The 18,858-nt window shown below is 59.9% G+C and carries 15 protein-coding genes and 1 tRNA gene; 11 read left to right on the top strand and 5 right to left on the bottom strand.

Annotated elements, in window-relative coordinates; genetic code table 11:
• Nucleotides 1-109: 109 nt before the first annotated feature.
• A complete protein-coding gene (locus NQ492_RS09160; RefSeq protein ID WP_044054449.1) occupies nucleotides 110-1,363 on the top strand; it encodes a Gfo/Idh/MocA family protein in 1,254 nt (417 codons plus the stop codon).
• 239 nt (nucleotides 1,364-1,602) lie between these two features.
• Here the strand turns inward: NQ492_RS09160 and NQ492_RS09165 are convergent.
• Nucleotides 1,603-1,674: transfer RNA gene (locus NQ492_RS09165), tRNA-Thr, on the bottom strand.
• Between the two features lie 114 nt (nucleotides 1,675-1,788).
• Between NQ492_RS09165 and NQ492_RS09170 the strand changes: the two genes are divergently transcribed.
• Both NQ492_RS09170 and NQ492_RS09175 read left to right on the top strand, forming a co-directional pair.
• Entirely contained in the window at nucleotides 1,789-2,739 is a 951-nt protein-coding gene (locus tag NQ492_RS09170; protein WP_044054450.1) for an NAD-dependent epimerase/dehydratase family protein, read from the top strand.
• 175 nt (nucleotides 2,740-2,914) lie between these two features.
• A complete protein-coding gene (locus NQ492_RS09175; RefSeq protein WP_044054451.1) occupies nucleotides 2,915-3,874 on the top strand; it encodes an alpha/beta hydrolase in 960 nt (319 codons plus the stop codon).
• A 241-nt stretch (nucleotides 3,875-4,115) separates the two neighbouring features.
• Here NQ492_RS09175 and NQ492_RS09180 read toward each other — a convergent pair whose 3' ends face one another.
• Nucleotides 4,116-5,117, bottom strand: a complete 1,002-nt coding sequence (locus NQ492_RS09180; RefSeq protein ID WP_015547304.1) for a class II fructose-bisphosphate aldolase — start codon at nucleotides 5,115-5,117, stop codon at nucleotides 4,116-4,118.
• Between the two features lie 318 nt (nucleotides 5,118-5,435).
• Between NQ492_RS09180 and NQ492_RS09185 the strand changes: the two genes are divergently transcribed.
• From NQ492_RS09185 to NQ492_RS09205, 5 genes are all read left to right on the top strand, one after another.
• Nucleotides 5,436-7,049 (top strand): fumarate hydratase, encoded by a 1,614-nt coding sequence (locus NQ492_RS09185; RefSeq protein ID WP_015547305.1) that lies wholly within the window; start codon nucleotides 5,436-5,438, stop codon nucleotides 7,047-7,049.
• A gap of 471 nt (nucleotides 7,050-7,520) precedes the next feature.
• Nucleotides 7,521-9,377, top strand: a complete 1,857-nt coding sequence (locus NQ492_RS09190; protein WP_044054452.1) for a BatD family protein — start codon at nucleotides 7,521-7,523, stop codon at nucleotides 9,375-9,377.
• A 4-nt stretch (nucleotides 9,378-9,381) separates the two neighbouring features.
• Nucleotides 9,382-10,200, top strand: a complete 819-nt coding sequence (locus NQ492_RS09195; RefSeq protein ID WP_044054453.1) for a tetratricopeptide repeat protein — start codon at nucleotides 9,382-9,384, stop codon at nucleotides 10,198-10,200.
• The gene (gene recR, locus NQ492_RS09200; protein WP_015547306.1) at nucleotides 10,201-10,797 is read left to right on the top strand and encodes a recombination mediator RecR; all 597 of its coding nucleotides are present in this window, start codon (nucleotides 10,201-10,203) and stop codon (nucleotides 10,795-10,797) included.
• A 63-nt stretch (nucleotides 10,798-10,860) separates the two neighbouring features.
• Nucleotides 10,861-11,859 carry a malate dehydrogenase gene (locus NQ492_RS09205; protein WP_015547307.1) on the top strand — a complete coding sequence of 333 codons (999 nt, stop codon included), beginning with the start codon at nucleotides 10,861-10,863 and terminating at the stop codon, nucleotides 11,857-11,859.
• 215 nt (nucleotides 11,860-12,074) lie between these two features.
• Here the strand turns inward: NQ492_RS09205 and NQ492_RS09210 are convergent, their stop codons facing one another.
• Nucleotides 12,075-12,503 (bottom strand): META domain-containing protein, encoded by a 429-nt coding sequence (locus NQ492_RS09210; RefSeq protein WP_044054454.1) that lies wholly within the window; start codon nucleotides 12,501-12,503, stop codon nucleotides 12,075-12,077.
• A gap of 206 nt (nucleotides 12,504-12,709) precedes the next feature.
• On the opposite strand from NQ492_RS09210, the gene NQ492_RS09215 reads away from it, so the two are divergent.
• The 3 genes from NQ492_RS09215 (at nucleotide 12,710) to NQ492_RS09225 (ending at nucleotide 17,203) form a co-directional block, all read left to right on the top strand.
• Nucleotides 12,710-13,084: a RidA family protein gene (locus tag NQ492_RS09215; RefSeq protein WP_015547309.1), complete on the top strand. Its 375-nt coding sequence runs from the start codon at nucleotides 12,710-12,712 to the stop codon at nucleotides 13,082-13,084.
• Between the two features lie 193 nt (nucleotides 13,085-13,277).
• Nucleotides 13,278-15,830: an adenosylcobalamin-dependent ribonucleoside-diphosphate reductase gene (locus NQ492_RS09220; RefSeq protein WP_015547310.1), complete on the top strand. Its 2,553-nt coding sequence runs from the start codon at nucleotides 13,278-13,280 to the stop codon at nucleotides 15,828-15,830.
• Nucleotides 15,831-16,003: 173 nt separating this feature from the next.
• Nucleotides 16,004-17,203, top strand: a complete 1,200-nt coding sequence (locus NQ492_RS09225) for an OmpA family protein (RefSeq protein ID WP_022061664.1) — start codon at nucleotides 16,004-16,006, stop codon at nucleotides 17,201-17,203.
• A gap of 120 nt (nucleotides 17,204-17,323) precedes the next feature.
• On the opposite strand, the gene NQ492_RS09230 is transcribed toward NQ492_RS09225, so the two are convergent.
• The gene (locus tag NQ492_RS09230) at nucleotides 17,324-17,596 is read right to left on the bottom strand and encodes a DUF721 domain-containing protein (RefSeq protein WP_015547311.1); all 273 of its coding nucleotides are present in this window, start codon (nucleotides 17,594-17,596) and stop codon (nucleotides 17,324-17,326) included.
• A gap of 14 nt (nucleotides 17,597-17,610) precedes the next feature.
• Nucleotides 17,611-18,858 (bottom strand): DNA replication/repair protein RecF, encoded by a 1,248-nt coding sequence (gene recF / locus NQ492_RS09235; protein ID WP_015547312.1) that lies wholly within the window; start codon nucleotides 18,856-18,858, stop codon nucleotides 17,611-17,613.

Genomic DNA, 18,858 nt, shown 5'->3' on the forward strand with positions numbered 1-18,858 from the left:
ATCAATCACTGTAAACCTTTTTCAGGACGGGACATTTGTCGAGCCCGGTTCCGTACGTTGCGGCTGTATCCGGAATATGTATGACTGTTCGAACATCTGTGAAGACCTGATGAAAATTAAACCGGTCGTGTCCCGTCCTGTGAAGATCGCCGTGATCGGAGCCGGGAACCGGGCCGACAAATACCTCGAATATGCCCGTCGTTATCCCGGCCGGCTGCAACTCGTGGCCGTCGTCGAACTGAACGAGTTGCGCCGTCGTGCGATGGCCGACCGGTTCGGACTGCCGGAGGATCGCCGCTATGTGAATTACGACGATTTCTTTGCCGATCGTGTCGAGGCCGATATGGTGCTGGTTTCGACGCCGGAGAATGCCCATTTCGACCCGGCCATCAAGGCGATCGACGCCGGATACCACCTTCTGCTCGAAAAGCCGATTGCGCAGCGCCTGGACGAATGCCGTGAGATTGCGCGGCGCGCCCGGGAACGCGGAGTCCGGGTCGGAGTGTGCCATGTGCTGCGCTATCATCCTTATTTTGCCAAAATCCGGGAACTGGTCGCTTCCGGCGAGTTCGGACGGATCGTCTCCGTCAATCACATTGCATCGGTCGGATTGGACCGGGCTACACATAGCTATGTGCGTGGGATTTTCCGCCGGGTGCGCGAAGCGAATCCCATCCTGCTGGCCAAATGCTGTCACGACATCGACTTCCTGTTGTGGCTGACCCGTTCGCGTTGTTCGAAACTCTCGTCGTTCGGATCGCTGCAATGGTTTCGGGCCGAGAATGCTCCCGCAGGAGCCGGAGAACGGTGTCTCGACTGTAAAATCGAGCCCCAATGCCCCTTTTCGGCGCGCGATCTCTATTATGTCCGCCGGGACTGGGTGGCCAGTTTCGATGTTCCCGAAGGGATGACCCTCGACGATGCTATTCTGGAAGAATTGCGTACGGGGCTTTTCGGCCGCTGTGTTTACCGTTGTGATAACGATGTGGTGGATAGGCAGTTGCTGTCGATGGAGATGGATGACGCGGTCGTCGTGAGCCTGTCGATGGAGATGTTCTCCAACGACGATTTCCGGCGGACGCATATCTGGATGACCGGCGGCGAGATCGACGGTGACGAGCGGACGCTGCGGGTCCGGAAGTTCCGCGGCGGTTATGAGCGGACGTACGACTTTTCGGACATTGCCGGACAGTCTTTCCATGCCGGGGCCGACCTCTATCTGATCGACGATTTTATTCAGGCGCTCTACGACCCCGACCATGTTTTCCTGACTTCGATCGAGGATTCGATCGAGAGCCACCGCATCTGTTACGAGGCCGAACGCAGCCGCCGGACGGGCGAAACGATTCGCATGGACGAATAACCGTTTCCGATAACTTACATTGCATAGACCGGGCAGAGCCGGTCGTAGCCGGAAGATTCATTTTTCCGGCTGTTTTGTTTCCGGAGGTGTTGTTTTGTGCGGATCGGTTGCAGCCGGTTTTCGGAAAGATTGGTTGGAACGAAAAAGAAAAATCCTTGTAACAAGCCTGTTACAAGGATTATGCAATTGATTTTCTGTTGAATGACACCCGCCTTCCGAAGGTTGTGTGCCGTCTTCTGAGCTGACACCGGGACTTGAACCCGGGACCTCTTCCTTACCAAGGAAGTGCTCTACCACTGAGCTATGTCAGCAACATTTCTCTTTCGAGTGGTGCAAAAGTACACAAGAAAAATGAAAAGACCAAAAAATTGTACACTTTTCATAATTATTTTCTACCTTTACTACCAATTCATAATAGAAATCAGATGAAACGCATCTTAATAGTAGGCGCAGGCGGCCAGATCGGTTCCGAGCTGACAGTTTATTTGCGCAGTATTTATGGCGGCGGGAATGTCGTCGCAACCGATATGCGCGAGTGCAGGACGTTGGCCGAGGACGGTCCGTTCGAGGTGTTGAACGCCCTCGACGCGACGGCTATGGCCTCGGTCGTGGCCCGTTACCGCATCGATACGATTTTCAACCTCGTGGCCCTGCTGTCCGCCGTGGGCGAGCGCAATCCCCAGATGGCGTGGAATGTCAACATGGGGGCGCTCAACAACTCGCTCGAAGTGGCCCGCCAGCACCATTGCGCGCTGTTCACCCCGTCGTCGATCGGCGCTTTCGGACCCTCGTCGCCCAAGGATTCGACGCCGCAGGATACGATCATGCAGCCGACGACGATCTACGGTATCTGCAAGGTCACAGGCGAACTGCTGGGCAACTATTACCACCACAAATACGGCGTCGACACCCGTTCGGTGCGTTTTCCGGGCATTATTTCGAGCGTCACGCTGCCCGGCGGCGGCACGACGGACTATGCGGTCGAAATTTACTACGAGGCGATCCGCAGCGGCCGGTTCACGTGTCCCGTTCCGTCGGACGTGTATATGGATATGATCTACATGCCCGATGCCCTGCGCGCCTGCGTCGAGTTGATGGAGGCCGACCCGGCGACGCTCATTCACCGCAACAGCTTCAACCTCGCGTCGATGAGTTTTACGCCCGAGATCATCTGTGCCGAGATCAAAAAGCGCCTGCCTGCATTCACGATGGACTACAACGTCGATCCCGTGAAAAAGGAGATCGCCGAAAGCTGGCCCAACTCGCTGGACGACACCTGTGCCCGCGAGGAGTGGGGCTGGAAACCCGAATGGGACCTTTCGCGCATGACCGACGACATGCTGGAGCATATCCGCATGAAACTGGCTGCGGAGTGAGTGATGTCGGGATAATTCCCCTCATCGCTGCCTCCGAAAACCGGGTCGGCGAGACCCTCCCGGCCTATCCTGCGGGAACGCTGCGGGTGACGGGGCCGCCGAAGTCATTACGTTTTACGCCGGGGCAGGGAATTTGCCTTTGTCCGAACCGATCGAATAACCGAAAATCGCAGCTATGAAACGAATTGTCCGGAGCGTTGTTGTCCTTTTGGTGCTGTTGGCGGCAGCCATTGCCGGCGGCAGCCTTTACATGCTTTCCTATTCGCTGACGCCCGATGCGACGATGCAGGCCAAGAATGCGTCGTCGTATGAATATATGTACGGCGAATATCCCTTCCTGCGGCCGTGGGGCGACAGCCTCGAACGTGCCGGGGCCCTGCGGGATACGGTGATCGCCGGGAGCGGAGGCGAGCGGCTGCATGCGCTCTATGCGGCGGCGCCCCGCCCGACGGACCGTACGGCGGTGATCGTTCACGGCTATACGGACAATGCCGTGCGGATGCTGATGATCGGTTACCTCTATAACCACGACCTGGGTTACAACATCCTGCTGCCGGACCTCAGTTATCACGGCCAGAGCGAAGGCCGGGCCATCCAGATGGGATGGAAGGACCGTCTCGACGTGCTGCGGTGGATGGACGTTGCCAACGAAATCTTCGGCGGCCGTACCCGTATGGTGGTCCACGGAATTTCGATGGGCGCTGCGACGACGATGATGGTTGCGGGCGAAGCGCAGAAACCCTATGTGAAATGTTTTGTCGAGGACTGCGGTTACACGAGCGTCCGGGATCAGTTTGCCAAGGAGCTGAAAGAGCAGTTCGGGCTTCCTGCGTTTCCGTTGCTCGACGTGGCCGGGTGGATGTGCGGCCTGAAATACGGTTGGACTTTTCGCGAGGCTTCGTCGCTGGAGCAGGTGCGAAAGAGCCGGCTTCCGATGCTGTTCATCCACGGCGACGCCGACGATTACGTGCCGACGCGGATGGTCTATCCGCTTTACGGGGCCAAGCCCGGCGACAAGGAGCTGTGGGTGGTTCCGGGAGCGTCGCATGCCAATTCGTACCGCGACAACCGGGAGGAGTACACGCGCCGCGTCGGGGAGTTCGTGGGGCGGTATATCGGCGGCAGGCCGGAGTGAATTGAGCCGCCCTCGATGTGGAAGCGTGTGATTTGCAGCAGGCGCAGGCCTTCTGCCGGATTCTGGCGGAGACCGTCGGGAAACTCCCGGCCGAAGTGCGCGGGCGGCTTTACCGCCCGGCCGCCGAGAACTGCGTGAAAGGGACGGTCCTGACGGGAGCCGCTGGACGAACGAAAAACCGGAGGTCTGAACCTCCGGTTTTTCGTTTGTCGGAAGGAACGCTCCTTCCGGCGGGAATCTCTTATTCGGCTTTGCCGTCCGAACCGAGAACCTCCTTGATCTTGTGGATGTAGAGCTTCTTCATGTTGTCGCGGGCGGGACCCAGGTACTTGCGGGGGTCGAACTCGGCGGGTTTGGTGGCGAAGACCTCGCGGATGGCGGCGGTCATGGCCAGACGCGAGTCGGAGTCGATGTTGATCTTGCAGACGGCGCTCTTGGCGGCCTGGCGAAGCTCCTCCTCGGGAATGCCCACGGCAGCCTTCAGCGCACCGCCGTACTTGTTGATCGTCTCGACTTCCTCCTGGGGAACCGACGACGAACCGTGCAGCACGATGGGGAAGCCCGGAAGCTCCTTCTCGATGGCGGCCAGTACGTCGAAAGCCAGGGGAGGCGGAACCAGACGGCCCGTCTTGGGATCTACGGTGCACTGCTCGGGGGTGAACTTGTAGGCTCCGTGCGAGGTGCCGATCGAGATGGCCAGCGAATCGACGCCCGTCTTGGTCACGAAGTCAACGACCTCTTCGGGCTTGGTGTAGTGGCTGACTTCGGAAGCTACCTCGTCCTCGACGCCGGCCAGCACGCCCAGTTCGCCTTCGACCGTCACGTCGTGCTGGTGAGCGTACTCCACGACCCGCTTCGTCAGGGCGACGTTCTCGTCGTAGGGGAGCGCCGAGCCGTCGATCATCACCGACGAGAATCCCATGTCCACGCAGCTCTTGCACAGTTCGAACGAATCTCCGTGGTCGAGGTGCAGTACGATCTGGGGTTTGGCCCAGCCCAGTTCCTTGGCGTACTCCACGGCTCCTTCGGCCATGTAGCGCAGCAGGGTCTGGTTGGCGTAGTTGCGCGCACCCTTCGATACCTGGAGGATGACGGGCGACTTGGTCTCGGCGGCAGCCATGACGATAGCCTGGAGCTGCTCCATGTTGTTGAAGTTGAATGCCGGAACGGCGTAACCTCCTTTGATGGCCTTGGCGAACATCTCGCGCGTGTTCACAAGACCCAGATCTTTGTACGATACCATAGTATTTGAAATATTAGTGAATTTGTTGCACTCAAAAAACCGCACAAATTTACTAAAAATTCTAAATAACAGGCCTTTTTTGTGAAAAAAATAACAGACGAACCGGGAAATCGTTGTACAATCCGGATTGTTTTTCGTAAATTTGCAGGGATTTTCGGATGGGCGGGACATGCGACCGCATTTTCCGGCCGCATGCGGCAAGTCCTTCCCGGGAACGGGTTTCGGGCGGGCCGGATTTGCAGGCGCGGCTGAAGGCCGCGAATGGACGGCGGTCCGCGGCGGGCAGACAGGAAGCAACATACAAACATTATAAATACTATGGCAGATTTCATCTATCAGGAGCCGTTCCCCGTGGGGGAAGACAAAACCAAGTACCGTCTTTTGATGAAGGAGTACGTGAAGGTCGTGGAGTGCGACGGACGCAAGATCCTCAAGGTCGATCCCAAGGGCCTCGAACTGCTTTCGAAGGAGGCTTATGCCGACGTGTCGTTCTACCTGCGCGCCGCGCATCTCCAGAAACTGCGCAACATTCTCGAAGACCCCGAAGCCACCGACAACGACAAGTTCGTGGCCTACACGATGCTGCTGAACCAGACCGTCTCGGCCGAAGGCGAACTGCCCACCTGCCAGGACACCGGCACGGCCATCTGCATCGGCCACAAGGGCGAGGATGTCTGGACGGGGGCCGACGACGCCGAGTGCATCGCCCGGGGCGTTTACGAGACCTACAAGGACCGCAACCTGCGCTATTCGCAGGTCGTGCCCTTTACGATGACCGACGAGAAGAACTCGGGCACGAACCTTCCCGCGCAGATCGACATCTACGGCGGCAAGCCCGGCATGGAGTACGAGTTCCTCTTCATCACCAAGGGCGGCGGCTCGGCCAACAAGACTTTCCTCTACCAGCAGACCAAGGCGTTGCTGAACGAGGAGTCGCTCACGAAATTCATCCAACAGCATATCTTCGACCTCGGCACGTCGGCCTGCCCGCCCTACCACCTGGCCATCTGCATCGGCGGCACGTCGGCCGAGATGTGCCTTTCGACGGTGAAGAAGGCTTCGGCCGGCTACCTCGACGAGCTGCCCACCTCGGGCAACGAGGGCGGCCGCTGCTTCCGCGACCTGGAATGGGAGGAGAAGGTGCTGAAAATCTGCCGCGAGAGCGGCGTCGGCGCCCAGTTCGGCGGCAAGTATCTCGTGCACGACGTGCGGGTGATCCGCGCTCCGCGCCATGCGGCTTCGTGCCCCGTGGCCATCGGCGTGAGCTGCTCGGCCGACCGCAACATCAAGGCCAAGATCACGCCCGAGGGCATCTTCCTCGAAGAGCTGGAGAAGAATCCCGCGCGCTTCCTGCCGGCCGAGGCTCCCTCGATGTCCCCGGCCGTGGACATCGACCTCGACGAGGGCATGGACAAGGTGCGTGCGATCCTCACGAAATACCCGATCAAGACGCGCCTGAATCTGCGCGGCACGCTGATCGTCGCCCGCGACATCGCCCACGCCCGCATCAAGCAGATGCTCGACGAGGGCAAGCCGATGCCCGAATACTTCAAGAAGCATCCGGTTTACTACGCCGGTCCGGCCAAGACGCCGCAGGGCATGGCTTCGGGTTCGTTCGGCCCCACGACGGCCGGGCGCATGGACCCCTACGTCGACCTGTTCCAGTCGCAGGGCGGTTCGCTGGTGATGGTGGCCAAGGGCAACCGCTCGCAGCAGGTGACCGACGCCTGCCGCAAACACGGCGGTTTCTACCTCGGTTCGATCGGCGGCCCGGCAGCGATCCTGGCGAAGAACTCCATCAAGTCGGTCGAGGTCGTGGACTTCCCCGAACTGGGCATGGAGGCCGTGCGCAAGATCTATGTCGAGAACTTCCCGGCGTTCATCATCGTCGATGACAAGGGGAACGACTTTTTCGCCGATTTCAAGCATTAAGAACGGTCGTTTATACCATGCACTGTTTCCCGCTCCCGATCGGTGTTGTCGCCGCCTGCGGTGCCGGTTACAGGTTCGACCCCACCCCAAACCCCTCCTTCAGGGAGGGGCTTGGTGGCGCAAGCGGCAAAATTGGCGTTTCGGACGGCAGGTGTAAATTAGTTGCATGAAAAAATACTAACGCGCAAAACTTTGCGTTGTAAAATTGTAAAAAAGACCGTCGTAAGGTATGAAATCCGGCAGATAATCCGGGCGAAATTCCGGTCGCGCCGCGACAAGCCCCTCCCTGTGGCCGTTTGAGAGACGGCTTTCGGAAGAGGGTGCGTGGAGCCGGGTCCGTATCCCGGCGGACCGGGCGCCGCCCCTTGGTTCCGGCTTTTGGCCGTGCGGAGCCGGATCGGCAAACGCCGGTGGCGACAGCGGCCGGCCGGTACGGGGTGCGGTGCGAATTGACAGACATATCGTTTTGTGATGAGAGACTTTGTTGCAAAAATATCCCTGACAGCACTCTTCGTGCTGACGATCTTCTCGGCATCCGCTGCCGAGAAGGTCACTTTTGAAGCCAACTCGCCGCTGACGGTCGCCGTCGGCGAGGCGTTCCGCGTGGAATTCGCCCTGAACGCCAAACCCGACGGGGATACTTTCAAGGCGCCTTCGTTCGAGGGATTCGACGTGCTGGCGGGACCTGCCATCTCGCAGGGGTCGTCGGTCCAGATCGTCAACGGCTCGATGACCAAGAGCGTCAGCTATACCTACACTTTCGTGCTGCTGCCGCAGGCCGCGGGCAACGTGACCATCGGCGCCGCGGAGGTCAAGGTCGACGGCTCGTCCTACCGGACCCGGCCGCTGCCCATCGAGATCGTGAACGAGGGCGAAGGCTCCCGGGCGCAACAGCAGCAGGGCGGTTCGAACCGTGCGGACGATACGCAGGCCGATGCCCAGAGCCGGATCGGCAAGGACGATATTCTGCTCCGGGCCGTCGTGTCGCGCTCGTCGGTCTACAAGAACGAACCCCTGCACGTGGCTTTCAAGCTCTATACGCGGGTTCCTTATGTCAACATCGTTCCCGAGTCGGCTCCGTCGTTCAACGGTTTCTGGTCGCAGGACCTCTCCGATCCCAATTCGGCCCGCGTGGGGCGCGAGACCTATGCCGGGAAGGTGTACGAGACGCGTGTGCTGTACGACTACCTGCTCTATCCGCAGCAGGTCGGCTCGCTCACGATCGACCCCGTGGACATGACCGTCGTGGCGCAGGTCGTGGTGCAGAGCCGCCATGCCGATCCCTTCTTCGGGGGCGGCCGCGAGGTGTTCAACGTTCCGCGCAAGGTGCAGAGCCAGCGGGCCACGGTCCAAGTGAAAGCGCTTCCGGCAGGTGCTCCGGCCAGCTTCAGCGGCGCTGTGGGCAATTTCACGATGGACACCCAGTTCCCTTCGGAACGGATCGCGGCCAATTCGGGCGCGACGGTCACGGTGAAGATTTCCGGCACGGGCAACCTCACCTTCGTACAGGCCCCGAAACTGCCGCTGCCCACTTCCTTCGAGCAGTATAACGTCAAGACCACCGAGTCGATCAACACGTCGGCCTCGGGCATCTCCGGCTACCGCCAGTTCGAATATCCCTTCATCGCACGGGCCGAGGGCGCTTACGACCTCGAACCCATCGAGTTCACCTACTTCGACCCCCAGCGGGTGCAGTACGTGACGCTGAAATCGAAGCCGCTGACGCTCGAAATCACGCCCGATGCCCGCGGCGGAGGCGATGCGGTGGTGATGCAGGGGCGCGGCATGTCGAAGGAGGAGGTGAAGATGCTGGGCCAGGACATCCGCTTCATCAAGCTGGGCGGGGCGCAGCTGCGCTCCGAGCGCGTGCCGTTCATCTTCAGCGCCGCCTACTGGATTCTTCTGTTAGGTGTGCTGGCGCTTTTCACGATGATCTACGTGGCGCTGCGCAAGCAGATCCGCGAATCGCAGAACGTCGCCCTCGTGCGGGGCAAGCGGGCCAACAAGGTCGCCGTGCAGCGGTTCCGCGCCGCGAAGCGGTATATGGAGGAGCAGAACCGGCATGCCTTCTACGAGGAGATGCTCCGCGCGCTGTGGGGGTACATGAGCGACAAGTTCAACATCCCGGTGGCCAACCTCACCAAGGAGAATGTCCGCGAGGAGCTGCACAAACGGGGCGTTTCGTCCGAGGACTCGCAGCGTTTCACGGACATCATCACCCGGTGCGACGAGGCGCAGTATTCGCCCGTCGAGTCGGCCCGCATGAACGACGTCTATTCCGAGGGCGTGAACCTGATCTCGCGCATCGAATCGGTGATAAAACGATAGTGTTATGAAACGATTGACCCTATTCCTGATCCTGCTGTCCGGCATGCTCTGCGCGCATGCGCAGGAGGGAGCCGACACGCTGGCGCAGCCTGCCGTGACGGCGGCTCCGGAACCCGCTGCCGAGGCGTCGCCCGAGCAGTTGTGGGACCGCGCCAACACGGCCTATATCAATGGCGACTTCCATGCCGCCGCGGAGTTCTACGAGCAGATTCTCGCCCGCGGATTGAGTTCCATGAAACTCTATTACAACCTGGCCAACGCCTGTTTCAAGGAGGGGCGGCTGGGCAAGTCGATCCTTTTCTACCACCGGGCCTTGCGGCTGGCTCCCGGCAACGACGACATCCGCTATAATTTGAGCGTCGCCGAGGCCCGCACGAAGGACAACATCGAGCAGATACCCGAATTTTTCTTCACCGAATGGATGCGCGGCGTGCGCCGTCTGATGAGCTGCACGGCGTGGAGCGTCTTCTCGCTCGCGGCGTTGGTCTGCGCCCTGGCGCTGTTCCTCGCCTACCTGTTGGCACAGCGTTTGCCGTTGCGCAAGGCGGGGTTCTACGGAACCCTCGTCGCCGCGGCGGTCTTCATGCTCACGAGCTGGTTCGCCATGGGCGAGCGGCGCGAGATGCTCGACGACACGCAGGCCGTCGTGATGTCGCTCTCGACGGCCGTGAAGAGTTCGCCCGACAAGTCGGCGACCGACCTCTTCGTGCTGCACGAGGGGACGCTCGTCGAGATCACCGACCGCCTCGACAACTGGTGCGAGATCACCATTGCCGACGGCAAGAAGGGGTGGCTCGAATGTAAAACCGTCGAAACGATTTAAATGTCGAAACTTTTACAGGACGTCGTCGGCGAACTTTCGAAGCTTCCGGGCGTGGGACGCCGCACGGCGTTGCGCCTGGCCATCCACATCCTGCGCATGGAGCGGGATTCGGTGGCCGAGATGACGGAGAGCATCGACCGGTTCCGCAACGAGATCCGCTACTGTTCGCAGTGCAACAACCTCTCCGACGAGGAGGTGTGTCCGATCTGCGCCGACCGGGAACGGGACCATGCGACGATCTGCGTCGTGGAGCAGGTGGCCGACGTGCTGTCGGTCGAGAATACGCGCCAGTACCGGGGAATGTACCACGTGCTGGGCGGCGTCATCTCGCCCATGCAGGGCATCTCGCCCTCGGACCTGAAGATCGACCTGCTGTGCGAACGGATCGCCCGCGGCGGGGTGAAGGAGGTGATCCTCGCCATCTCGACTTCGGTCGAAGGGGAGACGACGCTTTTCTACCTGATGAACCGCCTGCGGCAGTTCCCGGGGCTGAAAGTTACGTCGATCGCGCGCGGTATCGGTTTCGGCGACGAACTGGAGTATGTCGACGAACTGACGATCACCCACGCGCTGATGAACCGCCGGGAGATCGAGTAGCCGGCCCGCTCGGGAGGCGGGTTTTAGGGGACGAATTTGTGGTTTCAATAAAATAACAACACTATGGACTTTGTAACGAACGAGAAACTCACCATCGTGGGTGCGGCCGGCATGATCGGCTCGAACATGGCGCAGACGGCGCTGATGATGCGCCTGACGCCGAACATTTGCCTCTACGATCCGTATGGACCGGCGCTGGAGGGCGTGGCCGAGGAGCTTTACCACTGCGCCTTCGAGGGGGCGAACATCACGTGGACGACCGACATCCGCGAGGCGCTGACCGATGCGGCTTACGTCGTGTCGTCGGGCGGCGCGGCCCGCAAGGCGGGCATGACGCGCGAGGATCTGCTGAAAGGCAACGCCCAGATCGCCGAACAGTTCGGCAAGGACATCAAGTCCTATTGTCCGGACGTGAAGCACGTCGTGGTGGTCTTCAATCCGGCCGACATCACGGGACTGATCACGCTGATCTATGCGGGGCTGAAGCCTTCGCAGGTTTCGACCCTCGCGGCGCTGGACTCCACGCGCCTGCGTTCGGAACTGGCCAAATATTTCAAAATCTCGCCCGACGAAATCCGCAACTGCCGCACCTACGGCGGCCACGGCGAGCAGATGGCGGTCTTCGCCTCGACGACGCTCGTCGCCGGACGGCCCCTTTCGGAGCTGATCGGCAAAGAAATGCCCGAGGGCGACTGGGCCGACCTGCAACAGCGGGTGATCCAGGGCGGCAAGCACATCATCGACCTGCGCGGCCGTTCGTCGTTCCAGAGTCCGGCCTATATCTCGATCTCGATGATCGCGGCGGCGATGGGCGGCAAGCCGTTCACCTATCCCGCCGGCGTATTCGTCCACAACGACGAGTTCAAGCACATCCTCATGGCGATGGAGACCGTCATCACGAAGGAGGGCGTGTCGTATAAGAACGTGCAGGGCACGGCCGGGGAGCGCCAAAAACTGACGGAGAGTTACGAACACCTCTGCAAACTGCGCGACGAGGTGATCGCGATGGGCATTCTGCCTCCCGTCGGCGAGTGGGGCCGCCTGAATCCGCACCTGAAATAGCGGGCAATGCAAAACTGAAAAGGACCGGATGCATCCGGCCCTTTTTAATTGGACGAGCGGAAGTCCACGGGAATTGTGATTTCCACGGGGACCTTTCGTCCGTACAGCTCTCCCGGCTTCCAGTGCGGGGAGCTTTCAAGCGCCCGGACCGCTTCGGCGGACAACTTGCTGTCGGGCGGTGAGCAGGACGCAGGCGCCGATCAGACCCCGGAACGTCATGGCCTGGCCTGGAACACGGCGCGCAGTTCGCCGTCGCTCAACAGCAGCAGCATCGGGCCGTCCATGTCGTAATGGGTCACCGATTCGAGCATTTTGGTGAAGGCGTCCTCCTCGTCCATGCCCGGGCAGGCCATCATCGTCGCGGCCAGAGGCCCGATCTTCAGCGTGCGTTTCCCGTCGGTCTTGTAGGCGCCCGTCAGGCGGTTGCAGGCCCCGACGCCCGTCAGGCGGTTGCCTTCGGCGAGCAGCGTGACGGTGAATTTGCCCTCCTCGGGTTTGACCGCCTTGCCGCCGAGCTGGATCAGCTGCCACTCGGTGCCCGCCAGCGGGCGGCGGGTCTTTTTCTGGTAGGAGCGGCAGTTGCAGCATCCGGCCATAAAGGCCGCAGCGACAGCGACTATCGCAATTTTCAGTAAAATCTTCATCGTTTTTCCATTTGGATCATATGGCAAATATAGGGAATTAATTATACCTTTGTACAACTTCCGGACCCGATATTTCCGCCGCAGGCGGATATAAGTCCCCGCTTCGGCGTGGATTCAAGGGAGGGTCGGGCCTGTACATGCGGCCAGAGGCTGCGAGTACGGCGGTTGAAAGCACGAAGGCTTAAATAATTTCAAGATAATTTTTTATGAAAACCATCATCGCTTCTCCCCATGCGCCCAAGGCCGTGGGTCCCTATTCGCAGGCCGTCGAGGCCGGCGGCGCGCTCTATGTTTCGGGACAGCTCCCGATCGACGCCGCGTCCGGAAAGATGGACGAAGGCATCGAGGCCCAGACGCGCCGGTCGCTCACGAACCTCGGCCATATTCTGCGCGAAGCCGGATACGATTATTCCGACGTGGTGAAAACCACGGTCCTGTTGCAGTCGATCGGCGATTTCGCCGCCATGAATGCCGTCTATGCGGAGTTCTTTACCTCGGAGATGCCGGCGCGCATGTGCTACCAGGTCGCGGCGCTGCCGATGGGCGCGCTGGTCGAAATCGACGCCGTGGCGGTGAAATAATCCCGCCTTCGGACCGAAGGCGCGCTCCGGGTATCTGGGGCGTGCCTTTTGCTCTTTTGTAGATATTTTGTGAATAAGTTTGGCTCTTCATGCTGGCTTTTTATCCGGAAAAGCCGCAATTTTGTAGAACCGGGTTTTGCCCGCCGTGACGCCTGAAATCTGAAAATATAGAAATAATAGTCTGAAAATAGTTATGTCAAAAGCCACCAAAGCCGACACGCCGCAGAAGGTCAATTACAACGATGCGGTTGCCGAGTCGAAGAAGTATTTCGACGGGGACGACCTCGCCGCCACGGTGTGGGTCAGCAAGTACGCCCTCAAGGACTCTTTCGGAAACATCTACGAGAAATCGCCGCGCGAGATGCACGAGCGCATCGCTTCCGAAATCGAACGCATCGAGCAAAAATACCCGAATCCGCTCCCGAAGGAGGAGGTTTTCGCGTTGCTCGACCATTTCCGTTACGTCATTCCGCAGGGCGGCCCGATGACCGGCATCGGCAACAATTTCCAGGTGGCGTCGCTGTCGAACTGCTTCGTCATCGGCCATAAGAACCCCGCCGACTCCTACGGCGGCATCTTCCGCATGGACGAGGAGCAGGTCCAGCTGATGAAACGCCGCGGCGGCGTGGGCCACGACCTTTCGCACATCCGCCCCACGGGTAGCCCGGTGCTCAACTCGGCACTCACGTCGACGGGCATCGTGCCCTTCATGGAGCGTTACTCGAACTCGACGCGCGAGGTGGCGCAGGACGGGCGGCGCGGCGCGCTGATGCTGTCGCTGTCGATCAAGCATCCCGACGCCGAGCGGTTCATCGACGCCAAGGTCGACACGGGCAAGGTGACGGGCGCCAACGTCTCGATCAAGATCGACGACGATTTCATGCGTGCGGCTCTCGCCGGGAAGAAATACCACCAGCAGTTCCCGATCAAGTCGGACAACCCCAAATACGAGCAGGACATCGACGCCCGGAAGCTCTGGGAGAAGATCATCCACAACGCGTGGAAGTCTGCCGAACCGGGCGTGCTGTTCTGGGATACGATCATCCGCGAAAGCATTCCCGACTGCTATGCCGACGAGGGTTTCGTGACGGTTTCGACCAACCCCTGCGGCGAGATCCCGCTCTGCCCCTACGATTCGTGCCGCCTGCTGGCGATGAACCTGTTGAGCTATGTGGACAACCCGTTCAAGGCCGATGCGAAGTTCAATTTCGACAAGTTCAGGGACCACGTATACAAGGCGATGCACATGATGGACGACATCATCGACCTCGAACTGGAAAAGGTCGAACAGATCATCGGGAAGATCGCCGCCGACCCCGAAGACCTGGATGTGCGCCGCGTGGAGCTGGAGCTTTGGAAGAAGATCCGCGAAATGGCGCGGAAGGGCCGCCGTACGGGTCTGGGCATCACGGCCGAGGGCGACATGCTCGCCGCGCTGGGTCTGCGCTACGGCACGCAGGAGGCGATCGACTTCGCCGTCGAGGTGCAGAAGTGCCTCGCTCTGGCGGCTTACGGCGCTTCGGTGAAGATGGCCGCCGAGCGCGGCGCCTTCCCGGTTTACGACGCCGCGAAGGAGGTGAACAACCCGATGATCGCCCGTATCCGCGAGGCCGATCCGGCGCTCTACGAGGAGATGACGAAGGTGGGCCGCCGCAATATCGCCATGCTGACCATCGCGCCCACGGGAACCACGTCGCTCATGTCGCAGACCACTTCGGGCATCGAGCCGGTGTTCCGCACCGTCTACAAGCGCCGCCGCAAGATCAATCCTTCGGACGTGGACACCCACGTCGATTACGAGGACGAAACGGGCGAAAAGTTCCAGGAGTACAACGTTTACCATCATAATTTCGTCAAATGGCTGGAAGCCAGCGGATACGACACCTCGAAGCTGGCGACGATCTCCGACGCCGAACTGAACGAGTGGGTCGCCGCGTCGCCCTACCACGGCGCCACGGCCAACGACATCGACTGGGTGGCCAAGGTCAAGATGCAGGGCGCCATCCAGAAATGGGTGGACCATTCGATCTCGGTGACGGTGAACCTGCCGAACAACGTCTCGGAGGCGTTGGTGGCCGATGTTTACCGCACGGCTTGGGAGTGCGGCTGCAAGGGCGTCACGGTCTACCGCGACGGCTGCCGCGACGGCGTGCTGCTGGAGAAGAACTCCAAGAGCCGGAAGAAGTGCGAGGAGCATCCCGGCGAGGTGCAGAAGCGTCCCAAGTCGATTCCTGCCGACATCGTGCGGTTCAAGAACGGCACGGAGGACTGGATCGCCTTCGTGGGCTTGCAGGGCGGGCGTCCCTACGAGGTCTTCACGGGTAAGATCGAGGAGGACGCCATGTTCATTCCCCCGAAGATCAAGAAGGGCTTCATCATCAAGGTCCGCGAGGCGGACGGTACGAAACGCTATGATTTCCAGTACACCGACCGTTACGGTTATACGAACACCATCGGCGGCATTTCGCGTCTGTTCAACGAAGAGTTCTGGAACTACGCCAAGCTCATTTCGGGCGTGCTGCGTCACGGCATGCCGATCGAGAAGACCGTGTCGCTGATCGAGTCCCTGCATCTGGACAGCGAGTCGATCAACACGTGGAAGACCGGCGTGTGCCGTGCATTGAAACAGTATATCGTCGACGGCACGAAATCCAAGGGTAAATGCCCGAGCTGCGGACAGGAGAATATGGCCTATCAGAACGGCTGTCTGACCTGCATGTCGTGCGGCTATTCCAAGTGCGGCTGATGTTTGTTTCCACCTGATTTGTGTTCTAAAAAGCCCCAATGCCCAGGCATTTGGGGCTTTTTACATTTTGAAGCCCTCTTTTTTTCTGTTTTTTTGACCGGATTTGAATGGTTTTTGTGAAAAAATTGTGTACTTTTACGACAAGTATGTAAGACGTATTAAAGATGAATATTATGAGAAAGATTTTCTTGACTTTTTTGCTCGTGGCTTTCGCCTCTGCCGCATTTGCCGAAGGAACGCCGAAGAAGCCGAGCGTTGCCGGATTCGTGTCGAACGGATTCTGGGATAATTGGGAGATTTCGGCCGGTTTCGGAACCGGCACAGCCTTCTCCAACGGCGGTAACTCCGGCTCTTGGGGCGACCGTTTCGGTTTCGAGGGCAACCTGTCGGTGACGAAGTGGGTGCATCCGGTCTTCGGTATGCGCGCTCAATTGCAGGGCGGATGGTTCAACAATTTCGATTCCCAGATCGGCAAGATGACGTGGCCGTACATGTTCGGACACATGGATTTCATGGTTAACGCCTCGAACTGGATCGGCGGTTACCGTGCCGACCGTGTGTGGTATGCCGTGCCGTTCGCCGGTTTCGGTTACATGGCTTCGAACTTCACGGACCGTAGCCAGCGTGAGAATGCATCCGGTTCGCGTCAGGACTTCGCCTTCACGGCGGGTCTGCTCAGCAAGTTCCGCCTGTCGCCCGCATTCGATTTCAATATCGAACTCAAGGGGTTGCTCGCCAAGTCGGATATTTGCCCTGCGGAGATGAACGGTTCTTATCTGGCCGGACTTTCCGCTACGGCTGGTATCACCTACCGCTTCAACCAGCGTGGCTGGGAGCGCGGCGTTCCGGGCTATACGGCCGATGACATCCGTGCTTTCCAGAATGCAGTGGCTGCGGGCAATTCCGCCCTCGAAGCCGCCCGGTCGGAGAATGCGGATCTGGCCAACAGACTGAAGGCTGCCGAGGCCGAGGCCGACGCCGCTAAAGCCGCTGCCGCCGCTGCTGCTGCCAAAGCCGCCGCCGAGGCCGCTGCCGCACAGAAGGTGAACACCCTCAGCCCGACTTCGATCATTTTCTACGATTACAGCATGTCGAAGCTGACGCCGAAGGAGAAGACCCGCCTCGAACTGATGGCCGACCTGATCAAGAGCGGTCCGAAAGACCGGGTCTACAAGATCGAGGGCCACGCCGACCAGCAGACGGGTACGGCGGCAGGCAACAAGCGCGTTGCCGAGAACCGCGCCAAGAGCGTTTACGACTTCCTCGTAAAATGCGGCGTGAACCCCAAACAGCTGACCTACGAAGGCAAGGGCAACGCAGCCAATGTTTACGAGAACAACCAGAAGGCCAACCGCGCCGTGATCATCAAATAAGGCCGGGCCGTATTGGGGAGGGCGAATGGAACCTTCCCGCCATAGAGAAAAAGATGCTCCTCGAAAAGGAGCATCTTTTTTCATATATATATAAGGTATGCTTTTTTGCCGAACCCGGACTTACCGGATGATGACGGCGTTGACGAGCCGTACGCCCGAACGGCGGTTTATCTCCTCCTTGAGCGCCTCGCGCTGGTAGAAAAGTTCCGAGCGCAGGACGCTCGACTGTATGCGTACGTACAGGATGTGCTTTTCGAGCCGCAATTCGGTGGTGACATCCGCGGCGCGGTCGCCGACAATCTCGCGCCATGTGTCCGGCAGTTTGCCTTCGGCGACTTTCGCGGCGATGTAGGGGCGTTTGAAAAACTCCTCCAGCAGGTCGCCCATCAGCATGGTTTTGGTTCGTCTCATGGCTGTTCGTCGGTTGATTCGGGTACGGATCGCTCTTTTTCCGCGCCTTTCGCGGAATCTTCCGTTGCATTTCCTGCGGCGTTCTCCGGGGTGTTTGCGGCATTTCCCGCTGCATTCCCGGCCGGGCCTTCCGCCGGATCTTCCGCCGCGGCCCGCTCCTGCGTCACGGTGCCTTCGGCGACTGAAAAGAGCGTGTAGTCGCCGCCCGCCTTGTCGAGAATCCGTTTCAGGCGTGTCGGGTTGCAGTCGGTGATCAGGATTTGCCCGAAGGTGTTGTCCGAGACCAGCCGGATCAACTGTTCGACCCGCCCGGCGTCGAGCTTGTCGAACAGGTCGTCCAACAGCAGGATCGGGCGTTCGCCCTTCGTCTGGGCGACGACGGCGTACTGCGCCAGTTTGAGGGCGATCAGGAAGGATTTCTGCTGTCCCTGCGACCCGTATTTGCGCAGGGGATAACCTCCGATTTTCAGCACCAGGTCGTCGCGGTGAATGCCTGCCGTCGTGAATTCGTTGACGATGTCCTTCTGCCGCGCATCGAGCAGTATCTCCTCGAACGGACGGTCGTTCAGCTCCGATTTGTAGTGCAGTTCGACCTGCTCCCGGTCGCCCGAGAGGATGCTGTAATAGGCCGCGGTCACGGGTTGCAGCCGCTCGGCGAACTCCTGCCGCCGGGCGTGGATGGCCTTGCCGTGTTCGCACAGTTGCATGTCGTAGATTTGGAGCATGGTTTCGTCGGGCCGGGTTTTCAGCAGGCGGTTGCGTTCGGCCAGCACGGCGTTGTAACGCATCACCGAACCGAGATAGGCGCGGTCCAGCTGCGAAATGAAGGCGTTGAGATAGCGTCGGCGCTCGTCGGCGGCGTCCGAGATCAGCGCGCTGTCGGCCGGCGACACGATCACCGCGGGAATCAGTCCCACGTGGTCCGAAAGCCGTTCGTACTCCTTGCCGTTGCGCTTGAGCACCTTGCCGCCCTTGCGCGAGAAGCTGCACACGATGGTTTCCCGCTTGCCGGCATCGCTCGCATAGGTCCCTTCGACGAGGAAGAAGTCGGCGCCGTGGCGGATGCTCTGCCCGTCGGTCATCGGCAGCGACGACTTGCACATCGAGAGGTAGTAAACGGCGTCCACGACGTTGGTTTTGCCCGCGCCGTTGTCGCCCACCAGGCAGTTGATGCCGGGGCACAGCGCGAGTTCCTCCTGGGAGATGTTTTTGAAATTCAGCAGCGCTATTTTCTTCAGATGCAT

Source organism: Alistipes shahii WAL 8301 (assembly GCF_025145845.1).
GTDB classification, from domain to species: Bacteria; Bacteroidota; Bacteroidia; order Bacteroidales; family Rikenellaceae; genus Alistipes; species Alistipes shahii.

Excerpts from the sequence above, each read along its gene's own strand:
- NQ492_RS09160 (WP_044054449.1), top strand. The coding sequence starts at position 110 with ATGAAAATTAAACCGGTCGTGTCCCGTCCTGTGAAGATCGCCGTGATC.
- NQ492_RS09170 (WP_044054450.1), top strand. The coding sequence starts at position 1,789 with ATGAAACGCATCTTAATAGTAGGCGCAGGCGGCCAGATCGGTTCCGAG.
- NQ492_RS09175 (WP_044054451.1), top strand. The coding sequence starts at position 2,915 with ATGAAACGAATTGTCCGGAGCGTTGTTGTCCTTTTGGTGCTGTTGGCG.
- NQ492_RS09180 (WP_015547304.1), bottom strand. The coding sequence starts at position 5,117 with ATGGTATCGTACAAAGATCTGGGTCTTGTGAACACGCGCGAGATGTTC.
- NQ492_RS09185 (WP_015547305.1), top strand. The coding sequence starts at position 5,436 with ATGGCAGATTTCATCTATCAGGAGCCGTTCCCCGTGGGGGAAGACAAA.
- NQ492_RS09190 (WP_044054452.1), top strand. The coding sequence starts at position 7,521 with ATGAGAGACTTTGTTGCAAAAATATCCCTGACAGCACTCTTCGTGCTG.
- NQ492_RS09195 (WP_044054453.1), top strand. The coding sequence starts at position 9,382 with ATGAAACGATTGACCCTATTCCTGATCCTGCTGTCCGGCATGCTCTGC.
- recR (WP_015547306.1), top strand. The coding sequence starts at position 10,201 with ATGTCGAAACTTTTACAGGACGTCGTCGGCGAACTTTCGAAGCTTCCG.
- NQ492_RS09205 (WP_015547307.1), top strand. The coding sequence starts at position 10,861 with ATGGACTTTGTAACGAACGAGAAACTCACCATCGTGGGTGCGGCCGGC.
- NQ492_RS09210 (WP_044054454.1), bottom strand. The coding sequence starts at position 12,503 with ATGAAGATTTTACTGAAAATTGCGATAGTCGCTGTCGCTGCGGCCTTT.
- NQ492_RS09215 (WP_015547309.1), top strand. The coding sequence starts at position 12,710 with ATGAAAACCATCATCGCTTCTCCCCATGCGCCCAAGGCCGTGGGTCCC.
- NQ492_RS09220 (WP_015547310.1), top strand. The coding sequence starts at position 13,278 with ATGTCAAAAGCCACCAAAGCCGACACGCCGCAGAAGGTCAATTACAAC.
- NQ492_RS09225 (WP_022061664.1), top strand. The coding sequence starts at position 16,004 with ATGAGAAAGATTTTCTTGACTTTTTTGCTCGTGGCTTTCGCCTCTGCC.
- NQ492_RS09230 (WP_015547311.1), bottom strand. The coding sequence starts at position 17,596 with ATGCTGATGGGCGACCTGCTGGAGGAGTTTTTCAAACGCCCCTACATC.
- recF (WP_015547312.1), bottom strand. The coding sequence starts at position 18,858 with ATGCATCTGAAGAAAATAGCGCTGCTGAATTTCAAAAACATCTCCCAG.